Raw genomic sequence first — 22,741 nt, 5'->3', positions numbered from 1 at the left:
TCCCCCCGAACGGATCGTGGCGACCGTACGGCCGCCATCCCGCGCATTATTGCCCGCGTTCAGTGCAGGGATTCTGAACGAAGTGGGTTCCCGTTCAGAACAGCAGGGAGGCCATCCGGCGACGGTACTGGCCGACCAGGTCCTCGTCGGAGATCACATTGAAGGCGTCGATCAGGGCCTTGCGCGGCAGTCCGTCCTCGAACGTGCGGTCGATCCGCAGCATTTCCAGGAACTGGGCCAGCGCGGCTTCGTCGTGGCCACCGAGCAGCAGCTGTACGCCACGCAGGTGGCGTGCCTTGAGGTCCTTGCCATCGGCGGCGATGCGCGCGTCCAGCACTTCGGCGGCCGGGGCGTCCTTCAGGGCCGAGGCGAAGGACAGCCGGGCGCGTGCACGCACGGCACGGTCGTCGGTGGCCAGGTTGGCGGGCAGGCCATCGATCAGCAGACCGGCTTCATCCACGCCACCGATCTGCAGCAGGGCCAGCGCCAGGTCGAGTTTCAGCTCGTCCTTGTCCGGCTCGGCGGCGATCTGCGCGCGCAGCACGTCCACCTGCGCCTGCGGGTCCAGCGGCGCTTCGTCTTCGGCGACGGCGTCGCCGATGTCGGCCGGCACGATGCCGTGCTGGGCCAGGAATTCACGCAGCTGGCCTTCCGGGATGGCCCCCGGGAAGCCGTCCACCAGCTGGCCGCCCTTCACCAGGAACACGGTCGGCACCGAGCGGATCTGGAAGGCGGCGGCGATCTGCTGTTCCTTGTCGACGTCGACCTTGGCCAGTTCGAAGGCGCCGTTGTACTCGGCTGCCAGCTTTTCCAGCATCGGCCCGAGGGTCTTGCACGGCCCGCACCAGGTGGCCCAGAAGTCGACCAGCACCGGCGTCTGCAGCGACTTCTGCAGGACTTCGGCCTCGAAGGTCGCAGTGGTGGCGTCGAATACGTAGGTCGTCTCGGTCATGGGGGAAAGCATCGTTTGGCGTCTGGAGACTGATTCTATGGTGACGATCGATGCCGGTCTCAACCCGGGTTGTAGTAAATGCCTGACAATGCCGCCTTCCTGTCGCCGTCCTTTCCGGAGCCTGCATGTCGTCCCTGTCCCCGTTGCTGCGCCTGTCCGGTCTGGTCGCCGCACTGCTGTTCGTGCTGGCGGTGCTCGGTTTCGGCGCCGGCCTGGAAGGCTACGCACAGGCTCGCCACCCGGTGGCGCTGCTGGGAGCACAGGGGGTGCCGCATGCGCTGGCCTTCAATCTGCTGGGCTTCGTGCTGCCGGGCCTGCTGGCGGTGGTTGTGGCCGAGTGCCTGCGCCGTGGGCTGCCGGCAACCGCCGGCTGGGCGCCCCGGGTGGGCAGCCAGATGCTGCTGCTGGCCGGGTTGGCGTTCGCCGCGATGGGGCTGCTGCCGCTGGATGTGGATGACCTGCACGGGCCGGCCAGCCAGCTGCATGCCAGCGCCTGGATGATCTGGGTGCTGGGTTTCGTTGCCGGGACCCTGTTGCTGGGCACGTCGCAGTTGCGCCAGGCGCATGGCCGCGCGCTGGGCGCAGTGGCGCTCGCCTGTGGCGTACTGGCCGCGCTGGCGGCGTTTGCCCTGCAGGGCGTGTTGGCGGCGCCGCTGGCACAACGGCTTGCGTTCGCCTGCTGGACGGCCTGGCTGGCCCTGGCCCTGCCGTTGTCGCGGCCGCGCTGAGACCGGCCTCGGGCGCTCGCGGAGCCGGCCTTCAGCGGGCGGGATTGGAGACGTTTGCCGCACTGCGGTACGCTGTACCGCTTTGCCGCCGCATCCGCGTGTTCCATGACCAGCGCTGAAACCAACGCCTACGACCCGCAGCAGGTTGAATCCGCCGCCCAGCAGTACTGGGACGCCACCCGTGCCTTCGAAGTCGACGAGACTTCGGACAAGCCGAAGTACTACTGCCTGTCGATGCTTCCGTACCCGTCCGGTGCGCTGCACATGGGCCACGTGCGCAATTACACGATCGGCGACGTGATCAGCCGCTACAAGCGCATGACTGGCCACAACGTGCTGCAGCCGATGGGCTGGGACGCGTTCGGCCTGCCGGCGGAAAACGCCGCGATCAAGAACAAGACCGCACCGGCGGCCTGGACCTACAAGAACATCGAGCACATGCGTGGCCAGTTCAAGGCCATGGGCTATGCCGTTGACTGGTCGCGCGAGTTCGCCACCTGCCGCCCGGACTACTACGTCCACGAGCAGCGCATGTTCACCCGCCTGATGCGCAAGGGCCTGGCCTACCGCCGCAATGCGGTGGTGAACTGGGACCCGGTCGACCAGACCGTGCTGGCCAACGAGCAGGTGATTGACGGCCGCGGCTGGCGCTCCGGCGCCCTGGTCGAGAAGCGAGAGATCCCGCAGTGGTTCCTGCGCATCACCGATTACGCCCAGGAACTGCTGGACGGCCTGGACGAGCTGGACGGCTGGCCGGATTCGGTCAAGACCATGCAGCGCAACTGGATCGGCCGCTCCGAGGGCCTGGAAATCCAGTTCGATGTACGTGACGTTGACGGCGGCGTGCTGGATCCGCTGCGCGTGTTCACCACCCGTCCGGATACCGTGATGGGCGTGACCTTCGTGTCGATCGCCGCCGAACATCCGCTGGCGCTGCATGCGGCGAAGAACAACCCGGAACTGGCCGCGATGCTGGCCGACCTGAAGCAGGGTGGCGTGTCCGAGGCGGAACTGGAAACCCAGGAAAAGCGCGGCATGGACACCGGCCTGCGTGCGCTGCATCCGGTCACCGGCGAGCCGGTGCCGGTGTGGGTCGCCAACTTCGTGCTGATGGGCTACGGCACCGGCGCGGTGATGGCTGTGCCGGGTCATGACCAGCGCGACAACGAAGTGGCCAACAAGTACGGCCTGCCGATCAAGCAGGTGATCGCGCTGAAGGATGCGCGCACCGAAGAAGAGCGCACCTGGGATGGCAGCCGCTGGCAGGACTGGTACAGCGACAAGAGCCGTGCCTTCGAGCTGGTCAACTCGGCCGAGTTCGATGGCCTGGATTTCCAGGGTGCCTTCGAAGCCCTGGCCGAACGATTCGAGCGCAAGGCCCAGGGCCAGCGCCGCGTCAACTACCGCCTGCGCGACTGGGGCGTGAGCCGCCAGCGCTACTGGGGCTGCCCGATTCCGGTGATCTACTGCGCCAAGTGCGGTGCGGTGCCGGTGCCGGAAGAACAGCTGCCGGTGGTGCTGCCGGAGGACGTGGCATTCTCGGGTACCGGTTCGCCGATCAAGACCGATCCGGAATGGCGCAAGACCACCTGCCCGGAATGTGGCGGTGCGGCCGAGCGCGAGACCGACACCTTCGACACTTTCATGGAGTCGAGCTGGTACTACGCCCGCTACACCTCGCCGGGTGCCCGTGATGCTGTCGACAAGCGCGGCAACTACTGGCTGCCGGTGGACCAGTACATCGGTGGCATCGAGCACGCGATCCTGCACCTGATGTATTTCCGCTTCTATCACAAGCTGCTGCGCGACGCGCGGATGGTGGACAGCAACGAACCGGCGCGCAACCTGCTGTGCCAGGGCATGGTGATTGCCGAGACCTACTACCGCCCGAACCCGGATGGCTCGAAGGACTGGATCAACCCGGCCGATGTGGAAGTGCAGCGCGACGAGCGCGGCCGCATCACCGGCGCGACCCTGATCGCCGACGGCCAGCCGGTGGTGGTCGGTGGCACCGAGAAGATGTCCAAGTCGAAGAACAACGGCGTGGACCCGCAGGCGATGGTCGACAAGTACGGCGCCGACACCGTGCGCCTGTTCTCGATGTTCGCCGCGCCGCCGGAACAGTCGCTGGAGTGGAACGAAGCCGGTGTGGATGGCATGGCCCGCTTCCTGCGCCGCCTGTGGGCCCAGGTGCAGAAGCATGCTGCCGATGGCGCCGCTCCGGCGCTGGATGTTGCAGCACTGGATGCCAACCAGAAGGCACTGCGCCGCAAGACCCACGAGACCATCGGCAAGGTCGGTGACGACTATGGCCGCCGCCACAGCTTCAACACCGCCATTGCCGCGGTGATGGAGCTGATGAACGCGCTGGCCAAGTTCGAGGACGGCAGTGCGCAGGGGCGCGCGGTGCGCCAGGAAGCGCTGCAGGCCATCGTGCTGCTGCTCAACCCGATCACCCCGCACGCCAGCCATGCCCTGTGGCAGGTGCTGGGCCATGGCGAGACCCTGCTGGAAGACCAGCCGTTCCCGCAGGCCGATGCCGGTGCGCTGGTGCGCGACGCGCTGACCCTGGCCGTGCAGGTCAACGGCAAGCTGCGTGGCACCATCGACGTGGCAGCCGACGCCGCGCGCGAGCAGGTCGAGGCGCTGGCCCTGGCCGAGCCCAACGCGGCCAAGTTCATGGAAGGCCTGACGGTGCGCAAGATCATCATCGTGCCGGGCAAGATCGTGAACATCGTCGCCGCCTGATGTACCCCGTACCGGCCACCCGCGTGGTGGCCGGTACCATTCCGGTGCAGGGCCCGGCGTTTGATGGCCCTGCATTCACGCGGCTTCGGGCACGCTGTGTGTTGCCGTGATCGCCCGGCTCCGCCAGACTGTCTCCATGACCCGAATCCTGCTTGCCCTCGTTCTTGTCCTCGGCCTTGCCGGCTGCGGTTTCCATCTGCGCAACAAGCTGATGCTGCCGACCGACACAGCACCGGTGAAGGTGGTTTCCACTGCGCCGTACAGCGAACTGGTCAAGCTGCTCAACCGCAGCCTGCTGGCCTCCGGCGCCAGGCTGGCCGATGAGGACAGCAAGGAGCCCAGCGCCCAGCTGCAGGTACTGTCCGAGCGCTGGGGCGACCTGCCGATCGCCATCGACTCGCAGGGCCGTGCGCAGGAATACAGCCTGCGCTACGCGGTGATCTTCATCTTCCGTCGCGAAGACGGCAGCGAACTGGTGCCGCAGCAGGTGATCGAGCTGTCGCGCGACTACGTGTCGCCGCCGACCGACGCCACCGGTACCACCACCGAACGTGAAATCCTGGCCAATGAACTGCGCCGGGAAATGTCCGCCTCGATCATCCGCCGCATCGACAGCGTGGTGCGTGCCGAGATCGAGAAGGGCGGCAGCCTGTCGGCGCCGAAGGACAAGCCGATCGAAGGCGCGGTACCGGCCGAGCCGGTCCCCGCAGCCAAGCACTGAGCCGCGCGCATGGAACTGCGTCCGGAGCAGCTGGCCAGCCAGGGCGCTGATACCGCACTGGCGCCGGTCTACCTGATTGCCGGCCCGGAAACCCTGCGCGTGCTGGAGGCGGCCGACGCCATCCGCGCACGTGCGCGCGCCTCGGGCATTGGCGAACGTGAAGTGTTCGACGCCGATGGGCGTGATTTCGACTGGAACCAGCTCGACGCCAGTTTCAATGCCCCCAGCCTGTTCAGCGCCCGTCGCCTGGTCGAGGTGCGCCTGCCCAGCGGCAAGCCGGGCAAGGACGGTGCCGAGGTGATCAGCCAGTTCTGCGCCAATCCGGCGCCGGACGTGGTGTTGATGATCACCGCCAACGAATGGAGCAAGGCGCACCAGGGCAAGTGGGCCGAAGCGGTCAACCGCATCGGCGTGCTGTCGGTGGCGTGGGCGATCAAGCCGCACGAACTGCCGGACTGGATCGAGCGCCGCCTGCGTGGCAAGGGCCTGCGCGCGGACCCGGCCGCCGTGCAGCGCCTGGCCGAGCGGGTGGAAGGCAACCTGCTGGCTGCCGCCCAGGAAATCGACAAGCTGGCGCTGTTGGCCGATGGCCAGCCGCTGGATGTGGAGCGCATGGAGTCGCTGGTGGCCGACGCCGCCCGCTATGACGTGTTCCGGCTGGTGGAGGCGACATTCTCCGGGCAACCGCCGGCGGTGCTGCGCATGCTGGCCGGCCTGCGAGGCGAGGGTGAGGCGGTGGCTGCGTTGATGCCGATGGTGATCCGCGAGCTGCTGGCCGGTGCTGGCCTGGCCCGGGTGCAGGCCCGGGGTGGCAACCTGGCCGCCGAAATGAAATCGCGCGGCATCTGGGAATCGCGGCAGGCGCCGTACAAGCGCGCGCTGCAGCGGCATCCGGAAAGCAAGCGCTGGGAGCGCTTCGTGGCTGAAGCGGGACTGGTCGACCGTATCGCCAAGGGGCGCGCCGACGGCGATGCCTGGCTGGCGCTGGAGCGCCTGCTGGTGGCTGTGGCCGAACCGCGTGCCGTGCGCCTGCTGGCGCGGGCCTGAGCAATGAGCCTGCGGATCTACTACGGGGGCACCTTCGATCCGGTGCACCTCGGGCACCTGGCGATCGCGCGGGCTGCCCGTGATGAACTGCAGGTTGCCGTGCGCATGCTGCCGGCGGCCGATCCGCCGCACCGTGCCGTGCCCGGCGCCACGGCCGAGCAGCGCTGCACCATGCTGTCGCTGGCCATCGGCGACGAACCGGGCCTGCTGCTGGACCGGCGCGAGCTGGATCGCGCGGCACGTTTCCCCGGTCGGCCGTCCTACACCGTGGACACCCTGCGCGAGCTGCGCGGCGAGCTGGGGCCGAGCCGGCCGCTGGCCTGGCTGGTCGGCGCCGACAGCCTGCTTGGCCTGTCCCGCTGGCACGAATGGGAGGCGCTGTTCGGGCTGGCTCATTTCGTGGTGGCGGAGCGCCCGGGTAGTCCGTTGCAGGCTGCGGTGGATGGCGAGCTGGGCCGGGCGCTGGAAGGGCGTTGGGCCGACACCGAGCAGGCCCTGTTCGCCAGCCCGGCCGGGCGCATCCTGCGCCTGCACCACCCGCTGCGCGAGGAATCGGCCAGCGCCGTGCGCTCGCAGATCGCCGCCGGCGGCCCCTGGCGCGCCCTGCTGCCACCCGGCGTGGCGGACTATGTGGCTGCACACGGGCTGTACCGCCCGGCCAGGCCGTGAATGGCGCAGCGGCGCTATCCCCGTATAATCGCCCCCACGTTTATCGAGTCGATCCACTTTGAGCAACCAGACCCAGCCCCAGACCATCAAGGTCGATCTGCCCAGCCCGCCGCCGTCCGTGCCGGAACTGCTGGCCAGCGTCCGCCAAGCCACCGAAGACCTGAAGGCCAAGGACCTGGTCGAGATCGACGTGCGCGGCCGGTCCAGCGTTGCCGACTACATGATCGTCGTTTCGGGCACCTCGACCCGCCACGTCAAGTCGATTGCCGACGAAGTCGTGCGCTTCGCCAAGAACATCGACGTGATGCCGCTGGGCGTGGAAGGCGAGCGCGAAGCCGAGTGGGTGCTGGTCGATCTGGGCGACGTGATCGTCCATGTGATGCTGCCGCGCGTGCGTGAGTTCTACGCCCTCGAGCGCCTGTGGACCGTCGGCGACCAGCCGCCGTCCAGCGACGACGAAGTGGCCTGAGCCACACGTTGATGCATCCCTTCGACGGCGCCGATGGCGCCGTCGACGTTTTGGAGGACCGTTGATGAAAGCCCGCCTGATCGCCACCGGTGAACGCGCCCCCAGCTGGGTGGCGCAGGGCTTCGCCGAGTACCAGAAGCGGCTGTCGCACTGGCTGCCGTTCGAGCTGGTGGAAATCGAGCCCGGCCTGCGTGGCAAGGGGCGCGATCCGCGCCGCGCCACCGAAGATGAAGGCAAGCGGGTCATCGCCGCGCTGCCCAAGAACGCCTATGTGGTGGCGCTGGATGTGCCAGGGCGACAGCTGAGTTCCGAACAGCTGGCACTGCGCCTGGAACACTGGCGCGGGCAGGGAAGGGACCTGGCGTTCCTGATCGGTGGCCCGGAAGGGCATTCGCCGGAGGTGTCCGCGCTGGCCGATGAGAAGTGGTCGATCGGCCCGCTGACGCTGCCGCACATGCTGGTGCGCCTGGTGGTGGCCGAGCAGTTGTACCGGGCCGCCGCAATGATTGCGAATCACCCCTACCATCGCGCGTGAAGAGTGGTTATACTAGTCGTCTGCCCGAATAGCTCAGCCGGTTAGAGCACTTGACTGTTAATCAGGGGGTCGTTGGTTCGAGTCCAACTTCGGGCGCCACCTTGAAGAGACCTGCATCGCAAGATGCAGGTCTTTTTTTGCGTTGCGCATCGTCAGTGCGTAATGGCGTCTGCGGGGCCAGCGGACCACGCTCCCCGACCGTTGAATGTTCAAAGGGCGCCTTGAATGATGGGAAGATGTGGTCTGGTCGCAAAGAGGCGCTGAATGAGTACCGTTCGCGAAGACTTTGAAAGAAGCTTTTGGATGCTTGTCGAAGACAGTCTGCTTTTGATTGAAGCCTCAGAGCTGAACCCGGGTACGGAGCTTGCAAATTCGCTTGCACGCGCAGCTCTTTTGAATACTTTGGTACTCCCAGAGGTGGTCGCCAATTGCTGTATAGACGACCTCCGTCTGGAAAACTCCGTATACAAGGAGGTTGATCGTCTGTCGGTCGTCGCCAAGTTCGATTTCTACCTGAGAACGAAGTTTCGGAACAAGTCCATCTCTCGTGGCGATAGGCACGTGCAGTCTATTGGCGAATTGAAGAAGCTAAGAGATGACTACGTGCATCCAAAATCAAGACGAGTGCGGTGGATCGGGGATCCTGATGGCGAGCAAACAGCTGAGCGTCCACTAACACCGATTCTGGGTATCGCGAAGAATCCTCGAGACTGGTGGCATGAGGACGCGGTACTCGCAATGCGTGCCACCCACGGTTTCCTTGCCCACTTCTTTAAGGAGCGCTGCCGTTACAGCCGAGTTGCGGTGGCAAGCATTGTTGCTTGTGAGTGTGAGTCTCCAGTGAGGGGGGACTACTACGTGCCCTACTTGCCTCGCCGATTGAAATCAAACCTTGAACATTGGGAAATCAATCTGGATTACGTAAAACACGGCTGGCTCTAGCGACCAAGATGAAAAAGCACTGATGTGTGGGCATGCCTAGCCTTCAGCTCTACATGGCCAGATGCCAGGGTGATGAGTCGAGCACGGCTCTGCTCTACAGTGCCAGCTCACCTCTGGAGAACGCTACCAACGTGGCGATCGCCACCACCAGGATCGCGCCGAACAGCGCCCACTCCCAGCGCGTGAATACCTTTTCCCCTCGCTGGTGCCGGGTGAACGCGAACACCACCACGCCGGGCACATACAGCAGCACCGACAGCAGCAGGTTGTCGAGGCCTCCTGCATACACCAGCCACAACGCGTAGGCACTGGCCAGCAGCGCCACAGCGAAGTCACGCCAGCGCACGCCCGGTTCACCCGCATAGGCGTCCCCGCGCCACGCCAACTGCACGCCGAACGCGGTGGACAGGAAGTAGGGCACCAGGCTCATCGAGGCCGCCAGCAGCACCAGGCCCGTATAGCTGCCGGAGTTGACCAGCACCAGCAGCAGGAACAGCTGGATCAAGCCATTGCTCAGCCACAGCGCGTTGGCGGGCACGCCGCGCGCATTCTCGCGTCCCAGGACGGCCGGCATGGTGCCGTCGCCTGCAGCGGCGTACAGCACTTCGGCACACAGCAGCACCCAGGCCAGCAGCGCGCCGAGTACCGAAATGATCGAGCCGACGATGATCACCGTCGCGCCCCACTCGCCAACGATGGCGCGCAGCACGTAAGCCATCGACGGATTGGGCAACCCCGCCAGTTCGGCCTGCGACAGCACGCCCATCGACAGCAGGCTGACCAGCACCAGCAGCAGCCAGACGCCGAGGAAGCCGATCACCGTGGCGCGGCCGACATCGGCGCGACGGGCCGCACGCCGCGAGTAGATGCTGGCGCCTTCGATGCCGATGAATACCCACACGGTCACCAGCATCATGCCGCGCAGCTGCTGGCCGAGATCGCCGAGTGCGGGCGCGCCCAGGAAATCGGCGCGGAACACATCCATGCGGAAGGCACCGGCGGCCAGGATCAGGAACAACGTGATAGGCAGCAGCTTGGCCACGGTCACCAGGCCGTTGACGATGGCGGCAGTGCGCAGGCCACGCAGCACCAACAGGTGCACGGTCCACAACAGCAATGAGGATGCGGCCACGGCGGCCGGGGTATTGCCTTCGCCGAACACGGGCATGAAGTGGCCCAGGCCACTGAAGATCAGCACGAAGAAGCTGGCGTTGCCGAGCACCGAGGCAACCCAGTAGCCCCACGCAGCGGAGAAGCCGATGTAGTTGCCGAAGCCTTCGCGTGCGTACGCGTAGATGCCGGTATCGAGATCAGGCCGGCGGTTGGCCAGGGCCTGGAACACGAAGGCCAGCATCAGCATGCCCGCGCCGCTCAGGGCCCAGCCGATCAGCGCGGCGGCAGGCCCGGCGCTGCGCGCCACGTTCTGCGGCAATGAAAAGATGCCGGCGCCGACCATCGAGCCGACCACCAGTGCAGTCAACGCGGGCAGGCCCAGGCGTTGCGAAGTTGCGGCCATGCAGATCCCCTGCGGCGGTGATGCCGCGTGCACACGGTAGCCATGTGCCCGTGAACATGCCTGCAAGGGGCGGAACGACGAAGGCCCGGGCAGCTGCCCGGGCCTTCGAAGTTGCTGCGTTGAAAGGTGTTGCCTGTATTACTTGAAGGTGTACTTGGCACCGACGGTGAAGTAGCGACCGATGGCACCACTGAAGTGCAGCGGGTTGTAGTTGACACCGCCGTAGGTGGACGGATCCAGCGGCGCAATGCGATCGAACACGTTCTGCACCGAGGCGTTCAACTCGAAGGCTTCAGTGATGTTCCAGCGGCCCGACAGGTCGAAGGTGGTGAACGAGGAGATCTTCTTGACGTCCGTTCCGTCTGCATACGCGAACAGATAGGAGCCGTTCGGACCACGGAAGTCCTTGTTGTCCATCTTCGAGATGTAGTTGGCAACGCCGCTGACGCTCCACGGACCCTGCCTCCAGGTGGTGCCGAAGTTGATGCGGTCCTTCGGGGTGCCGATGCAGTTGGTCACGTCGCAGTTGCCGTGAGTACCCGCGTAGTCAACCGTCACGTCGGCATCGGTGCGCTCGAACTTGAGCACATGGCTCCACTGCAAGTCCATCTCCAGCTGGCCCGGGCCGATGTCGAAGGTCTGGCGGATATCGGTATCGATACCCCGGACCCGGGTCGATGCGGCATTGATGTACTGCGTGTTGACTGCCAGGATGCTGCCGGTGCCGGGCACGCCGTTGAGCAGGTTGCTGTCACGCAACACGTTGCCGGCGGCAATGGCTTCGGAGGTGCTGCCCTGGGCAATTTCGTTGGTGCGCTTGATCTGCCAGGCATCGATGGTCAGCGAGGTCGTGGACGTCGGCTGCAGGACGATACCCACCGAGTAGCTCTTGGACTCTTCCGGCTTCAGATCCTTGTTCGGGCGGGTGATGATGGCCACCGGCAGGGCACCGCAGTCATCCCCGGTGGCACCCGGTGCCGGGTTGCCGTTCGGGCAACGTACCGGATCGGACGCGTTGGAGAACGCTGCCAGGCCACCATCGCCGTTCTCGGCCGGGTTGGGTGCCCGGAAGCCTTCGGCGTAGCTGCCACGCAGTGCGATCCAGTCGGCCGGGGTCCACTTGATGCCGATCTTCGGCGTGGCCTTGCCTTCACCGCTCTCGTACTTGTCGTAGCGAACCGCACCGGACAGTTCCAGGGTTTCCAGCACGGGCGCAGACAGCTCAACGTAGCCTGCGTACACGTTCTGGGTGCCGTCGTAGGCCGAGTAGCCCAGACCGATGATCTGGCCCTTGTCGGTGTAGGTCTGCGGGGTCAGGCTGTTGCTGGTCTTGCGCCATTCGGTACCCAATGCCAGGCCCAGCGGGCCACCCTTCAGGTCCATCAGGCTGCGCGACACGGTGAAGTCGAACATGTCCAGGCTGGACTTGGCGCGGGCGCTGATATCCGGCGAGATGAAGTCGTACAACGCCTGCGAGTTCATGCCCGCGTTGTCACCGATGCGCCAAACACCACCGGCGCAGTTCGGGTTGGCCAATGCGCAACGTACGTTGTCGTAGTTGAGGAAGCCGGTGCGCTTGTTGACCAGATCAGTGCCCGAGTGCAGATAGGCGGTGTCGTAGCTCCAGTCGCCCCAGTTGCCCTTGACGCCGACCAGGAAGCGGGTGAACTCATTGGTGTTGTTGGTCACGCGGGGACCGACATCCCACGCCGAATAACGCAGGCGCGAGGCCTGGCCGGGAATGGGATTGTCAGGATGATTCGGGCCCAGCACCACTGCGCCCGGGCCACTGTTGCCGTTGACCGGGCCTTCGGGGAAGCCCCAGCTGCCGGATACGCCGGACGGGGTGTTGCTGAAGGTGGTCTCTTTCTTCGAGTAGCCGATTTCGGTGTAGATCTCGCCACCTTCACCAAACGCGAAGCTGGCACGGCCAAACACGTTGACGTACTTCTCTTCCGGGGTCAGATCGCGATACAGCTGGTTCGGATCCCACAGGCAGCCCTGCGCCTGTGCAGTAGCCTCGGTCTGGCCGGGAATGGTGGTCAGGCCAGCACAGCCCGGCAATGCGACCAGGAAGGCAGGATTGTCCTTGGTCACATTGCGATCGTCATACACCGAACCGTTCGGACCAACACCGCCGCGGGTCTTGCCGCTGAGGAAGGCGCCGCCGAGGAACTGGGCGTTGTTGCCATAGCCCCACGGGCGGGTATCGCCGGTACCGATCCACTTGCGGTTCTTGCGATCACTGATCTTGATCGCGTCGGTCTTTGCCACATCCAGGCTGAAGAAGGCATTCCAGCCGTCGGTGGCCAGATCGCCGGTACCGGCGGTCAGGGTCGCCTTCTTCGCGTCGCCATCGCTGTCGCCAGACAGGCCGTAGGAGCCCCGGAGGATCGCGCCCTGGAAATCGCTGCGCAGGATGATGTTGACCACGCCGGCGATGGCGTCGGAACCATAGATCGCCGAGGCGCCGTCCTTCAGCACTTCCACGCGTTCGACGGCGTCGAGCGGGATGGTGCTCAGGTCGGTGAAAACCTTCTGGCCGTCATCGGCCAGGCCGTAGGTGGCCATGCGGCGACCATTCAACAGGACAAGGGTCGAACCCGCGCCCAAGCCGCGCAGCGAGATGCCGGCACCACCGCCGGCAAAGCCGTTGCCGAAGGTCTTGGGAATGGAGCCGGAACCGTCGGCGGTCAGTGTCTGCAGGTACTCGGCAACCGTGGTCTTGCCCGTACGGTCGATTTCCTGGCGGGTCACCACCTGCACCGGGGACGGTGTTTCAGTGTTGGTGCGCGGGATGTTCGAACCGGTGACCGTGATGCGGTCCAGGTTGGTGGCCTTTTCCTGCGCGAAAGCGGAGGTGGAAGCCACGGCGCCAACCAGCAGCAGCGTGCCGCCGGTAAGGATATGGGTGATGGACGATGCCAGGGTGGTGCGGCGGCGGCTGGCGGGCCGTTGGATCAGGTGTTTCACAGCTTCTCTCCTAACTGGAAAACCGTAGCGTTGAGGGCTGTCTCCGGAAGATTCCGGGACGGACCAATCTAGGTTTCCGACAGGTGACGAAGTCGTGAATTTTTGCTTAATCAATAACAGTTGATCCTGTTCCGTCCGTACCCGTCCGGACGGAAGCGCCGGCCCGGCAAGCAGCCGGGCCGGCGATCACCTCAGTCCGGCAGCGAGAACTGCACCGGCACCATGCCGATGGCCGGCACGGCCACGCCATCACGCTGGGCCGGCTCGAAGCGCCAGTGCCTGAGCACCTGCTGGCGTGCGGCCTGGTCCAGGCTGCGCGAGCCACTGCTGCGCTCGATGCTGACCACCGCCGGCTGCCCGTGGGAGTCCACCTCTACCCGCAACAGCACCGTACCCTGCTCGCGGTTGCGCAGTGCCGCCAGCGGGTAGGCCGGCGGCGGGGCGCTGCGGTACTGCAGCGGGGCGCCGGCCAGAGGCGTGGAGGTATCGATGCTCGGTGCCAGCTGGGGCGGGGCCGGTTCGGCGGCCGGCAGTGCGATGCCCTGGGTCTCCTCCACGGTCGCGGTGGGTGCAGGCAGTGGCGGTGCTACCGGCTGCGTCCGGGGTTTCGGCACCACCTGGACGATCTCTTTCGGCGGGATCGGAACCGGTGGCGTGGGCGGTGGCGGGATCTTCTCGATCAGCCTGACCGCAGTCTTGTCACGTGGGACCTGCACGGCCTGGTAGGTCGCCGGGATCAGCAGCAACAGGAAGGCCAGCAGATGCAGGGCGATGGCCGCGCTCCAGGCGGCAACGCGGGCGGGGTCGAAATGCGGGGATGCAACGGGATACGTACGAACCATGGTCCACCTCCATGCCAGTGACGAAGTCCTCAACGCACCAGGGCCCGTGGCGGGGTTGCCGCACGCGGCTGGCAGTCCATCAGTAGCGCGACAGGGCGGCCACTGCCTAGAGGCAGGGGGGCGATCGTTGGGCTGGCCTTCAGCCAACGCCGGCTGCGGGCATGAAAAAGGCGGACCCCCTGCGGGATCCGCCTTTGTCGGCAATGGCGAACGGGATCAGCGACCCAGTTCGAACACCACGTCCAGGTTGACCGAGACGGTCGATTCACCCGGTGCGACCGGGGTGGCCTTGTCCATCGCCGCGCCGGCCGACATGGCCCGCATCATCGGCATCGGGCGGTAGCCGCCGCCAGCGTTCTCGGAAATGCTGACGATGCGGCGCACCTGCAGGCCCAGCGACTTCGCATAGGTCTGGGCGCGGGCCTGGGCCTTCTTCAGTGCAGCCAGGCGCGCTTCGTCATAAACCGGTTCCGGCTGGTCGATCTCGAAGCTGGGGCCGTTGATCTGGTTGGCGCCCTGCGCAGCCAGTGCGTCCAGCACCTTGCCCAGCTTGGCGATGTCGCGCACCTTCAGACTGACCGTGTTGCTGGCCTGGTAGCCGGTGATCTTCGGTGCTTCGTTGTCGGCATAGCGGTACTGCGGGTTGAGGCTGACGCCACTGGTCTGCACGTCGCGCTCGGCGATGCCGGCGGCCTTGATCGCGGCCAGTACCTTGTCCATCTGCTGGGCGTTCTGGCGCATGGCGCTGTTGCCATCAGCAGCCTGGGTGACCACGCCGGCCGACAGGGTGGCCACGTCCGGCACGCGGGTCGCCTCGGCATTGGCCGAGATGTTCAGCAGGGTGCCTTCGGCCGGGGCGGCGATCGACGGCGACGACGGGGCAGCATGGGCGGTCATCGAGGTTCCAAGGGCGAGGGACAGGGCGAGCAGCAGCGGGGTGGCGGTCAGGCGCATGGAGAACTCCTTGTTGTGCCGTTGAGGGTGGTGTCGTAGCGATGAACGCGCTGTGAGCCCGTTCGGGGTTGCGCACGTTCCGGGGCGGGTTGCCGACGATTCAGGTGGCGGCCTCAGGTTATGCTGTGCCGATGCTCTATCTTGCTTCCCGCTCCCCCCGACGCAACCAGCTGCTGGCCCGACTCGGACGCCCCTTCCAGGCCCTGGACCTGGAGGTCGTCGAGCAGCGCGCGCCCGCTGAAAGCGCCGAACAGTATGTCTGCCGGGTCGCCGCCGACAAGGCGCGCGCCGGGTTGGCCCGGGTGCTGGCCGATGACCCGCAGGCGCGCGTGCTCGGCTCGGACACCGAGGTGGTGCTGGATGGCGACGTGTTCGGAAAGCCCACTGACGCCGCCGATGCGCGGGCGATGCTGGCGCGCCTTGCCGGGCGTACCCATCAGGTGATGACCGCCGTGGTGGTGGTCGGCGCGGACGGGCTGGACAGCGAACTGGTCATTTCCGAAGTGACCTTCGCCCCGATCGACGCTGCCGACATCGCCGCCTACGTGGCCACCGGCGAGCCGTTGGACAAGGCCGGGGCCTACGCCATCCAGGGCGGGGCCGAGCGCTGGATCGAACATCTTTCCGGCAGCTACTCCGGCGTCATGGGGCTGCCATTGCTGCATACCGATCGTCTGCTGGCGCGCTGCGGCGTGCCGGCCACAACTGCCGATGCCGCCAGGGAGGCTGCCGATGTCTGAGGAAATCCTGGTCAATGTGACCCCGCGCGAAACCCGGGTCGCGGTGATCGAGAACGGCATGCTGCAGGAACTGCACATCGAGCGCGGTTGGCGCCGGGGTGTGGTCGGCAACATCTACAAGGGCAAGGTGCAGCGGGTGATGCCCGGCATGCAGGCCGCCTTCGTCGAAGTCGGGCTGGAGCGTGCCGCGTTCCTGCATGCCAACGACGTGGTGCGGCCGGCGCCGGTGGCCAGTGCCGATACCGAGAACACCACGCTGCCGCCGCCGTCCAGCGTGCCGATCGTCGAGCTGCTGCGCGACGGCCAGGACATCGTGGTGCAGGTGGTGAAGGACCCGATCGGGACCAAGGGCGCACGCCTGACCACCCAGATCAGCATTCCCTCGCGCTACATGGTGCTGCTGCCGCAATCCAAGGTCGTGGGCGTTTCCGCACGCATCGAGGATGAAACCGAGCGCGCCCGCCTGAAGGCGCTGGTGACCGAACTGTCGGCGCAGCACGGGGGCTACGGCTACATCGTGCGTACCAATGCCGAGGGCCAGCCGGCAGAGGCCATCGCCGAGGACATCGCCTACCTGTCGCGCGTTTGGAACGTGGTCGAGCGTCGTGGCCGCGAAGCGGCCTCGTGCAGCAACATCTATGAAGACCTGAGCCTGCCGCTGCGATCGGTACGCGACCTGATCCGCAAGGACGTTGACAAGGTGAAGGTGGACTCCAAGGAGACCTTCGCGCAGTTGCAGGCCTTTGTTGCCAAGTACATGCCGGTGCTGGCCGAGAAGATCGAGCTGTACAGCGGTGATCGCCCGATCTTCGACATGTTCGGGGTGGAGGACGAGATCGGCCGCGCGCTGGACAAGCAGGTGCCGCTGAAATCCGGTGGCTACCTGGTGATCGACCAGACCGAGGCGATGACCACCATCGACGTCAACACCGGTTCGTTCCTCGGCCAGCGCAACCTGGAAGAGACGGTGTTCCGCACCAACCTGGAAGCGGCACAGGCGGTGGCACGGCAGCTGCGGCTGCGCAACCTGGGCGGCATCATCATCATCGATTTCATCGACATGGACGATGCCGAGCATCGCCGCCAGGTGCTGCGCACCCTGGAAAAGGCGCTGGCCCGCGACCATGCCAAGACCACGGTGTACGACTTCTCGCCGCTGGGCCTGGTGGAGATGACCCGCAAACGCACGGTGGAAAGCCTGGAGCGCCAGCTGTCGGAGACCTGCCCGCAGTGCAGCGGCCGCGGCAGCATCAAGACCACCGAGACGGTGACCTACGAGATCTTCCGCGAGATCACCCGTGCCGTGCGCCAGTTCGATGCCGCGCGCCTGCTGGTGATCGCGTCGACCAAGGTGGTCGCGCGCATCACCGACGAGGAATCCGCGGCGGTGGCCGAGCTGGAGGAATTCCTCGGCAAGAGCATCCGCTTCCAGGCGGACGAGCAGTACCTGCAGGAGCAATTCGATGTCGTTCTGCTCTGATCCTCGCCGGCCGCAGGCCGGCGGTGGCCGATGAGCGCGCCGCCGCGCCTGCGACTGCGAAGGATCCGCCGTCATTTCATTGCCGCCTGCGCGGTGGGCCTGGTCGGGCTTGCACTGCTGGTGGGCACCCTCAGCCAGCTGCTGCCGCTGGCCGAGCGCCATCCCGACAGGATTGCCGCCTGGCTGAGTGAACGCGCTGGCCAGCCGGTGCGTTTCGACCAGCTGCAGACCGCCTGGACCCGGCGCGGCCCGCTGCTGCAGCTCAAGGGCCTGCGCATCGGCGCCGGCCAGGGCCTGGCGATCGGCGAGGCCGAAGTGCTGGTATCGATGTACAGCGGCCTGTTGCCTGGCCGGTCGCTGACCGAGCTGCGCCTGCGTGGCCTGGCGCTCGACCTGCAGCAGGGCGAGGACGGTCGCTGGTCGGTACGCGGCCTGCCGCAGGCCGCCAATGGCGGGGACCCGCTGGATGCGCTGCGCCGGCTGGGCGAACTGCAGGTGATCGGAGGCCGCCTGGGCGTGCATGCGCCGGGGCTGGGAATCGACACCACGCTGCCACGCATCGACGTGCGCCTGCGGGTCAATGGCGACCGCCTGCGTGTAGGCGTGCGTGCCTGGGCCCAGACCGAAGCGCTGCCGTTGACGGCGGTGCTGGACGTGGACCGCGTGCGCGGCAATGGCCAGGCCTGGCTGGGCGCCGATCCGGTCGATTTCCATGCCTGGTCGCCGCTGCTGGCGGCCGGCGGTGTGCGCCTGCGCGAAGGCAAGGGCGAACTCAACCTGTGGCTGACCCTGCGCGATTTCGCGCCGGTGGCGGTGACCACCGATTCGGACCTGCGTGATGTCCGCATCGATGGCGCACCGATGCCCTCGATGGCGGCTCCGCAGCTGCAGCTGCAGCGGTTGCAGGCACGCCTGCGCTGGCAGCGCCAGGCTGATGGCTGGGCGTTGCAGGTGCCGCGCCTGCGCCTGAAAACCGAAGAGGGCGAGCAGCAGCTCGATGGCCTGCAGCTGCAGCTTGGCAAGCAGCTGCGGGTCCGTTCTGGCGAAGTGCAGGCCGGCACCGCGCTGCGTGCGCTGGCCCTGAGCGATCGTCTCGAACCAGGCCTGCGTCGCTGGCTGTTCCTGTCCAGGCCGCAGCTGGACGTGCGCGAGTTGCAGCTGGCGGGCGATCGCGATGGCCCGCTGTGGGCGCAGGGCGAACTGCAGTCGCTGGGCTTCGCCAGCGTGGGCAATTCGCCCGGCCTGCGCGGCCTGGGCGGGCGCTTCGAAGGCGACGCGGATGGCTTCAGCCTGCAGTTGCAGCCGCAACGGCAGCTGCAGTTCGATTGGCCGACCGGCTTTGGTGTGCGTCATGACCTGCATCTGGCGGGACAGGTGGTGGGCTGGCGCGACGAGGGCGGTGGTTGGCGTATCGGTACTGCGGCGATGCGCGTGGAAGGCACCGACTATGCGGCCGACGTGCGCGGCGGGGTCTGGTTCCAGGGGGACGGTACGCGGCCGTGGCTGCAGCTGGCGGCCAAGCTGGACGACGTGCCGATGACTGCGGCCAAGCGCTTCTGGATCCACTCCAAGATGAGCAAGGGCGCCACCGACTGGCTGGACATGGCGCTGGCCGGCGGCCAGGTGCGCAATGGCATCGGCCTGGTCAGTGGCGACCTGGACGACTGGCCGTTCGACAATAACGATGGCCGCTTCGAGGCCACCGGCCATATCACCAACGGTGACATCCGTTTCCAGCACGATTGGCCGTTGATGAGCCAGGTCGACGCCGATATCGCCTTCATCGGCCCCGGCTTCGACATGCATGGGCGCGGCGATCTGGCCGGTGTGGCGGTGCAGAAGTTCGAGGCGGGCATTCCGGATTTCGGGCAGCAGCCGCTGTATGTGCGCGCCGATGCGCAGAGCGAGGCGGGCAAGCTGCTGGCGATGCTGCGGCAGAGCCCGCTGCACAAGGATTATGGCGACACCCTGGACAACCTCACTGCTGCCGGCCCGGCGCATGTGACCTTCGATCTGCTGCAGCCACTGCACCACGATGAAGGTGGCGGCCACCTGCAGGGGACGGTTGATCTGGCCGGCGTGAAGCTGGTCGACAAGCGCTTCCAGCTCGCCTTCGACAACATGCAGGGGCAGGCGCGCTACAGCAATGGCGGTTTCGATGCCGAGGCACTGTCGGTGCGCCACCTCGGCCAGGACGGTCGCCTGAGCCTGCGTGCCGGTGGCTACGTGCACGACAGCAGACTGGCCTTCGAATCGCAGCTGTCGGCCACGCTGGATGCTGGCGTGCTGATCGACCGCGCGCCGGAGATGGCCTGGCTCAAGCCCTACATCACCGGAACCTCGCCGTGGACCATCGCGGTCAGCCTGCCCAAGGTCGCTCCAGGGGCGCCTGCGCCGCCCAGCGAGCTGCGGTTGAGCTCCGATCTGGTCGGGACCCGGCTGGACCTGCCGGCGCCGCTGGACAAACCGGCTGCCGAGCCATTGGCGACCACCGTGGCTGCACAGCTGCCGATGGGGGCCGGCCGCATCGACGTTGCGTTCGGCCAGCGCCTGGCGCTGGCCGCACGCAGCCACAACAACCAGACCGGTGTGCAGGTGACGCTGGGCAGCGACCATGTCGACCGCGAGCCGCCGCCGAGCGGATTGACCGTCAATGGCCGCAGCCCGACCCTGGACGCTCTGGAGTGGATCAGTCTGGCGCGGGGTGGCAGTGATGACGACGCCATGCCGCTGCGTGCGGTGGACGTGCAGGTCGGCCAGTTGAAGCTGATCGGTGGCGTGTTCGAGCAGACCCGGTTGCAGCTGCGCCCGGGCGCGCAGGCACTGGATGTGCGCCTGGACGGCCCGTCGCTGGCCGGGCGCCTGACCGTCCCCAATGCAGACGGCGGCACCATCAGTGGCCAGCTCGACCGCGTGCACTGGCAATCCCTGCCGGCGGCTCCGGGTGCATCGGCCGCACCGGCACGGGTACAGGCCGGCGCCAACGACATGGACCCGGCCAAGCTGCCGCCGTTCGCGCTGGACATCGCCGACCTGAAGTTCGGCAAGGTGGTGCTGGGCCAGGCGGTACTGCGTACGCGGCCGCTGGCCAATGGCCTGAACGTGGACGAGCTGCGCTTCCGTGCGCCCGACCAGGAGATCGACATCAGCGGTCGCTGGCTGGGCCGCACCGGTGGTGCCCGCACCGAGCTGACCGCACAGGTGCGCAGCGAGGACCTGGGCGGATTGATGCAGAACCTCGACTACGGCGGCCAGCTGCGTGGCGGTTCCGGCCAGGCGCAGCTGCAGGCCACGTGGAGTGGGGGGCCGTCGGACTTCCAGCTGGGCAACCTGCAGGGCCGCCTGGACCTGCACGCGCGCAACGGCCAGCTGCTGGAGCTGGAACCGGGCGCTGGCCGGGTGCTGGGCCTGCTCAGTGTCACCCAGCTGCCGCGGCGCCTGATGTTCGACTTCCGCGACTTCTTCTCCAAGGGCTTCGCGTTCAACCAGATCGACGGCAGCATGCAGTTCGGCCAGGGCATGGCGCGCACCGACAAGGTGCTGATCGAAGGCCCGGCAGCCAACATCACCATCCGCGGCCAGGCCGACCTGCGTAACCAGCAGTTCGACCAGACCATCGACGTCAACCCGCGTGCAGGCAATCTGCTGACCGTGGTGGGTGCGGTCGCCGGTGGCCCGGTGGGGGCGGCGCTGGGCGCGGCCACCAATGCGGTATTGTCCAAGCCATTGGGCGAGATTGGCGCCCGGACCTACAAGGTGACCGGTCCATGGAAGGAACCGAAGGTGGAAGTGATCGAGCGCAGCCGCGACAAGGCTCCGCCACCCGTACCGGCACCGGCGCCGGCCATTCCGCCGACCGTCACCGGCCTGCCGCGCTCGCGTTGAGCGCGGCTTTCCTGTTCACGGGGCTTGCCTGAGCGCCCCCGCATCCCCAGATCGAGAACCATGACTGATATCGCCCTGACGCTTGCCCAAGACCGCCTGCTGCGCCCCGGCGGCCTGGATACCGCTGGCCTGGAGCGCACCTTCGGCCAGCTGCTCGGCCCCGGTGTGGACTTCGGCGACCTTTATTTCCAGCATGCCCGCCGCGAGAGCTGGAGCGTGGAAGACGGCATCGTCAAGGACGGCGCCCATTCCATCGAGCAGGGCGTGGGCGTGCGGGCGATTTCCGGCGAGAAGACCGGCTTCGCCTACTCCGACGACATCCATGCCGATGCGCTGCTGACGGCGGCGCAGTCGGCGCGTGCGATCTCGCGTGAAGGTGGCGCCCAGTCCGGGCGGTCGCTGCTGCGCGGCAACGCGCGCGCGCTGTACCCGGCGCTGGACCCGATCGATGGCATCGGCAACGAGGCCAAGGTCGAGGTGCTCAAGCGCCTGGATGGCTACCTGCGCGCCGCCGACCCGCGCGTGAAGCAGGTGATGGTGAGCCTGTCCGGCGGCGTCGATACGGTACTTATCGCCCGCAGCGACGGTGTGCTGGGCGCTGACGTGCGCCCGCTGGTGCGCCTGAACGTGCAGGTGATCGTCGAGCACAACGGCCGCCGCGAGTCCGGCTATGCCGGCGGTGGTGGCCGCTACGGGTATGAGGAGCTGTTCGCCGACGGCCGCCCCGAGGCCTTTGCCCGCGAGGCGCTGCGCCAGGCGCTGGTGAACCTGGACGCCGTTCCGGCACCGGCCGGGGTGATGCCGGTGGTGCTTGGTCCGGGCTGGCCCGGCGTGCTGCTGCATGAAGCGGTCGGCCACGGCCTGGAAGGCGACTTCAACCGCAAGGGCACCAGCGTCTACGCGGGCCGCATCGGCGAGCGCGTTGCCGCCCCGGGCGTGACCATCGTCGATGACGGCACGCTGGACGGACGCCGTGGTTCGTTGAACATCGACGATGAAGGCCACCCGAGCCAGTGCACCACCCTGATCGAGGACGGCATCCTGGTCGGCTACATGCAGGACAGCCTCAACGCACGGCTGATGGGCATGGCGCCGACCGGCAACGGCCGCCGCGAATCGTTCGCGCACCTGACCATGCCGCGCATGACCAACACCTACATGCGCGCCGGCCAGCACGACCCACAGGAAATGATCCGTTCGGTGAAGAAGGGCCTGTACGCAGTCAACTTCGGTGGCGGCCAGGTCGACATCACCAGCGGCAAGTACGTGTTCTCGGCCACTGAGGCCTACCTGATCGAGGATGGCCGCATCACCACGCCGGTGAAGGGTGCGACGCTGATCGGCAACGGTCCGGAAACCATGCAGAAGGTGCGCATGGTCGGCAACGATCTGGCCCTGGACGAGGGTGTGGGCATCTGTGGCAAGGACGGGCAGAGCGTGCCCGTGGGTGTCGGCCAGCCCTCGCTGCTGATCGAGGGCATCACGGTCGGCGGTACCCAGGCCTGAGCCGGGCGATGGCCAGCGCCACCGCCCAGGCCGG

At 66.9% G+C, this 22,741-nt stretch carries 17 protein-coding genes and 1 tRNA gene; 13 read left to right on the top strand and 5 right to left on the bottom strand.

Features of this window, described 5'->3' with window-relative positions; translation table 11 throughout:
- Positions 1-94: 94 nt before the first annotated feature.
- A complete protein-coding gene (gene trxA / locus AC5O77_RS03645) occupies positions 95-952 on the bottom strand; it encodes a thioredoxin (protein ID WP_164080895.1) in 858 nt (285 codons plus the stop codon).
- A gap of 125 nt (positions 953-1,077) precedes the next feature.
- Between trxA and AC5O77_RS03640 the strand changes: the two genes are divergently transcribed.
- From AC5O77_RS03640 to AC5O77_RS03600, 9 genes are all read left to right on the top strand, one after another.
- Positions 1,078-1,680, top strand: a complete 603-nt coding sequence (locus tag AC5O77_RS03640) for a DUF998 domain-containing protein (RefSeq protein WP_049463216.1) — start codon at positions 1,078-1,080, stop codon at positions 1,678-1,680.
- 105 nt (positions 1,681-1,785) lie between these two features.
- A complete protein-coding gene (gene leuS, locus AC5O77_RS03635; RefSeq protein ID WP_121504589.1) occupies positions 1,786-4,428 on the top strand; it encodes a leucine--tRNA ligase in 2,643 nt (880 codons plus the stop codon).
- 136 nt (positions 4,429-4,564) lie between these two features.
- Positions 4,565-5,149, top strand: coding sequence for an LPS-assembly lipoprotein LptE (locus tag AC5O77_RS03630; RefSeq protein WP_032128984.1), 585 nt, complete (start codon positions 4,565-4,567; stop codon positions 5,147-5,149).
- Positions 5,150-5,158: 9 nt separating this feature from the next.
- A complete protein-coding gene (gene holA, locus AC5O77_RS03625) occupies positions 5,159-6,196 on the top strand; it encodes a DNA polymerase III subunit delta (protein ID WP_032128985.1) in 1,038 nt (345 codons plus the stop codon).
- 3 nt (positions 6,197-6,199) lie between these two features.
- Positions 6,200-6,865, top strand: coding sequence for a nicotinate-nucleotide adenylyltransferase (gene nadD / locus AC5O77_RS03620; RefSeq protein ID WP_071228712.1), 666 nt, complete (start codon positions 6,200-6,202; stop codon positions 6,863-6,865).
- A 58-nt stretch (positions 6,866-6,923) separates the two neighbouring features.
- Entirely contained in the window at positions 6,924-7,334 is a 411-nt protein-coding gene (rsfS, locus tag AC5O77_RS03615) for a ribosome silencing factor (RefSeq protein WP_005418109.1), read from the top strand.
- Between the two features lie 64 nt (positions 7,335-7,398).
- Positions 7,399-7,869 (top strand): 23S rRNA (pseudouridine(1915)-N(3))-methyltransferase RlmH, encoded by a 471-nt coding sequence (gene rlmH / locus AC5O77_RS03610; RefSeq protein WP_317218110.1) that lies wholly within the window; start codon positions 7,399-7,401, stop codon positions 7,867-7,869.
- 22 nt (positions 7,870-7,891) lie between these two features.
- Positions 7,892-7,968: transfer RNA gene (locus AC5O77_RS03605), tRNA-Asn, on the top strand.
- A 165-nt stretch (positions 7,969-8,133) separates the two neighbouring features.
- Positions 8,134-8,811, top strand: a complete 678-nt coding sequence (locus tag AC5O77_RS03600; RefSeq protein ID WP_139042451.1) for a hypothetical protein — start codon at positions 8,134-8,136, stop codon at positions 8,809-8,811.
- Between the two features lie 94 nt (positions 8,812-8,905).
- Here the strand turns inward: AC5O77_RS03600 and AC5O77_RS03595 are convergent, their stop codons facing one another.
- The 4 genes from AC5O77_RS03595 to AC5O77_RS03580 all read right to left on the bottom strand — a co-directional run bounded on the left by AC5O77_RS03595 (position 8,906) and on the right by AC5O77_RS03580 (position 15,096).
- The gene (locus AC5O77_RS03595; RefSeq protein WP_494506481.1) at positions 8,906-10,327 is read right to left on the bottom strand and encodes a basic amino acid/polyamine antiporter; all 1,422 of its coding nucleotides are present in this window, start codon (positions 10,325-10,327) and stop codon (positions 8,906-8,908) included.
- Positions 10,328-10,465: 138 nt separating this feature from the next.
- Positions 10,466-13,300 (bottom strand): TonB-dependent receptor, encoded by a 2,835-nt coding sequence (locus tag AC5O77_RS03590; protein WP_032128988.1) that lies wholly within the window; start codon positions 13,298-13,300, stop codon positions 10,466-10,468.
- Positions 13,301-13,491: 191 nt separating this feature from the next.
- Positions 13,492-14,142 carry an energy transducer TonB gene (locus tag AC5O77_RS03585; RefSeq protein WP_494506480.1) on the bottom strand — a complete coding sequence of 217 codons (651 nt, stop codon included), beginning with the start codon at positions 14,140-14,142 and terminating at the stop codon, positions 13,492-13,494.
- Positions 14,143-14,358: 216 nt separating this feature from the next.
- Positions 14,359-15,096: an SIMPL domain-containing protein gene (locus tag AC5O77_RS03580; RefSeq protein ID WP_006382138.1), complete on the bottom strand. Its 738-nt coding sequence runs from the start codon at positions 15,094-15,096 to the stop codon at positions 14,359-14,361.
- Positions 15,097-15,227: 131 nt separating this feature from the next.
- Here AC5O77_RS03580 and AC5O77_RS03575 point away from each other — a divergent pair, with 131 nt between their 5' ends.
- The 4 genes from AC5O77_RS03575 to tldD are packed head-to-tail and all read left to right on the top strand — an operon-like array spanning position 15,228 to position 22,707.
- A complete protein-coding gene (locus AC5O77_RS03575) occupies positions 15,228-15,836 on the top strand; it encodes a Maf family nucleotide pyrophosphatase (RefSeq protein ID WP_032128990.1) in 609 nt (202 codons plus the stop codon).
- Positions 15,829-17,316: a ribonuclease G gene (gene rng / locus AC5O77_RS03570; RefSeq protein ID WP_010482960.1), complete on the top strand. Its 1,488-nt coding sequence runs from the start codon at positions 15,829-15,831 to the stop codon at positions 17,314-17,316. Before AC5O77_RS03575 ends, rng begins: the two co-directional genes overlap by 8 nt.
- Before the next feature lie 30 nt (positions 17,317-17,346).
- Complete coding sequence (locus AC5O77_RS03565; RefSeq protein ID WP_180844946.1) at positions 17,347-21,201, top strand: YhdP family protein; 3,855 nt, start codon at positions 17,347-17,349, stop codon at positions 21,199-21,201.
- Positions 21,202-21,261: 60 nt separating this feature from the next.
- Positions 21,262-22,707 carry a metalloprotease TldD gene (tldD, locus tag AC5O77_RS03560; RefSeq protein ID WP_049398683.1) on the top strand — a complete coding sequence of 482 codons (1,446 nt, stop codon included), beginning with the start codon at positions 21,262-21,264 and terminating at the stop codon, positions 22,705-22,707.
- Positions 22,708-22,741: the final 34 nt, after the last annotated feature.

This window comes from Stenotrophomonas sp. INTA L402-1, from assembly GCF_059295135.1.
This window is presented reverse-complemented; position numbering and strand designations above follow the sequence as displayed.

Bases quoted from the DNA above. Each gene is read 5' to 3' on its own strand.
- AC5O77_RS03585 (WP_494506480.1), bottom strand. From the start codon at position 14,142: ATGGTTCGTACGTATCCCGTTGCATCCCCGCATTTCGACCCCGCCCGC.
- AC5O77_RS03595 (WP_494506481.1), bottom strand. From the start codon at position 10,327: ATGGCCGCAACTTCGCAACGCCTGGGCCTGCCCGCGTTGACTGCACTG.
- leuS (WP_121504589.1), top strand. From the start codon at position 1,786: ATGACCAGCGCTGAAACCAACGCCTACGACCCGCAGCAGGTTGAATCC.
- AC5O77_RS03630 (WP_032128984.1), top strand. From the start codon at position 4,565: ATGACCCGAATCCTGCTTGCCCTCGTTCTTGTCCTCGGCCTTGCCGGC.
- rng (WP_010482960.1), top strand. From the start codon at position 15,829: ATGTCTGAGGAAATCCTGGTCAATGTGACCCCGCGCGAAACCCGGGTC.
- rlmH (WP_317218110.1), top strand. From the start codon at position 7,399: ATGAAAGCCCGCCTGATCGCCACCGGTGAACGCGCCCCCAGCTGGGTG.
- trxA (WP_164080895.1), bottom strand. From the start codon at position 952: ATGACCGAGACGACCTACGTATTCGACGCCACCACTGCGACCTTCGAG.
- holA (WP_032128985.1), top strand. From the start codon at position 5,159: ATGGAACTGCGTCCGGAGCAGCTGGCCAGCCAGGGCGCTGATACCGCA.
- AC5O77_RS03575 (WP_032128990.1), top strand. From the start codon at position 15,228: ATGCTCTATCTTGCTTCCCGCTCCCCCCGACGCAACCAGCTGCTGGCC.
- AC5O77_RS03640 (WP_049463216.1), top strand. From the start codon at position 1,078: ATGTCGTCCCTGTCCCCGTTGCTGCGCCTGTCCGGTCTGGTCGCCGCA.
- AC5O77_RS03600 (WP_139042451.1), top strand. From the start codon at position 8,134: ATGAGTACCGTTCGCGAAGACTTTGAAAGAAGCTTTTGGATGCTTGTC.
- AC5O77_RS03580 (WP_006382138.1), bottom strand. From the start codon at position 15,096: ATGCGCCTGACCGCCACCCCGCTGCTGCTCGCCCTGTCCCTCGCCCTT.
- AC5O77_RS03565 (WP_180844946.1), top strand. From the start codon at position 17,347: ATGAGCGCGCCGCCGCGCCTGCGACTGCGAAGGATCCGCCGTCATTTC.
- tldD (WP_049398683.1), top strand. From the start codon at position 21,262: ATGACTGATATCGCCCTGACGCTTGCCCAAGACCGCCTGCTGCGCCCC.
- nadD (WP_071228712.1), top strand. From the start codon at position 6,200: ATGAGCCTGCGGATCTACTACGGGGGCACCTTCGATCCGGTGCACCTC.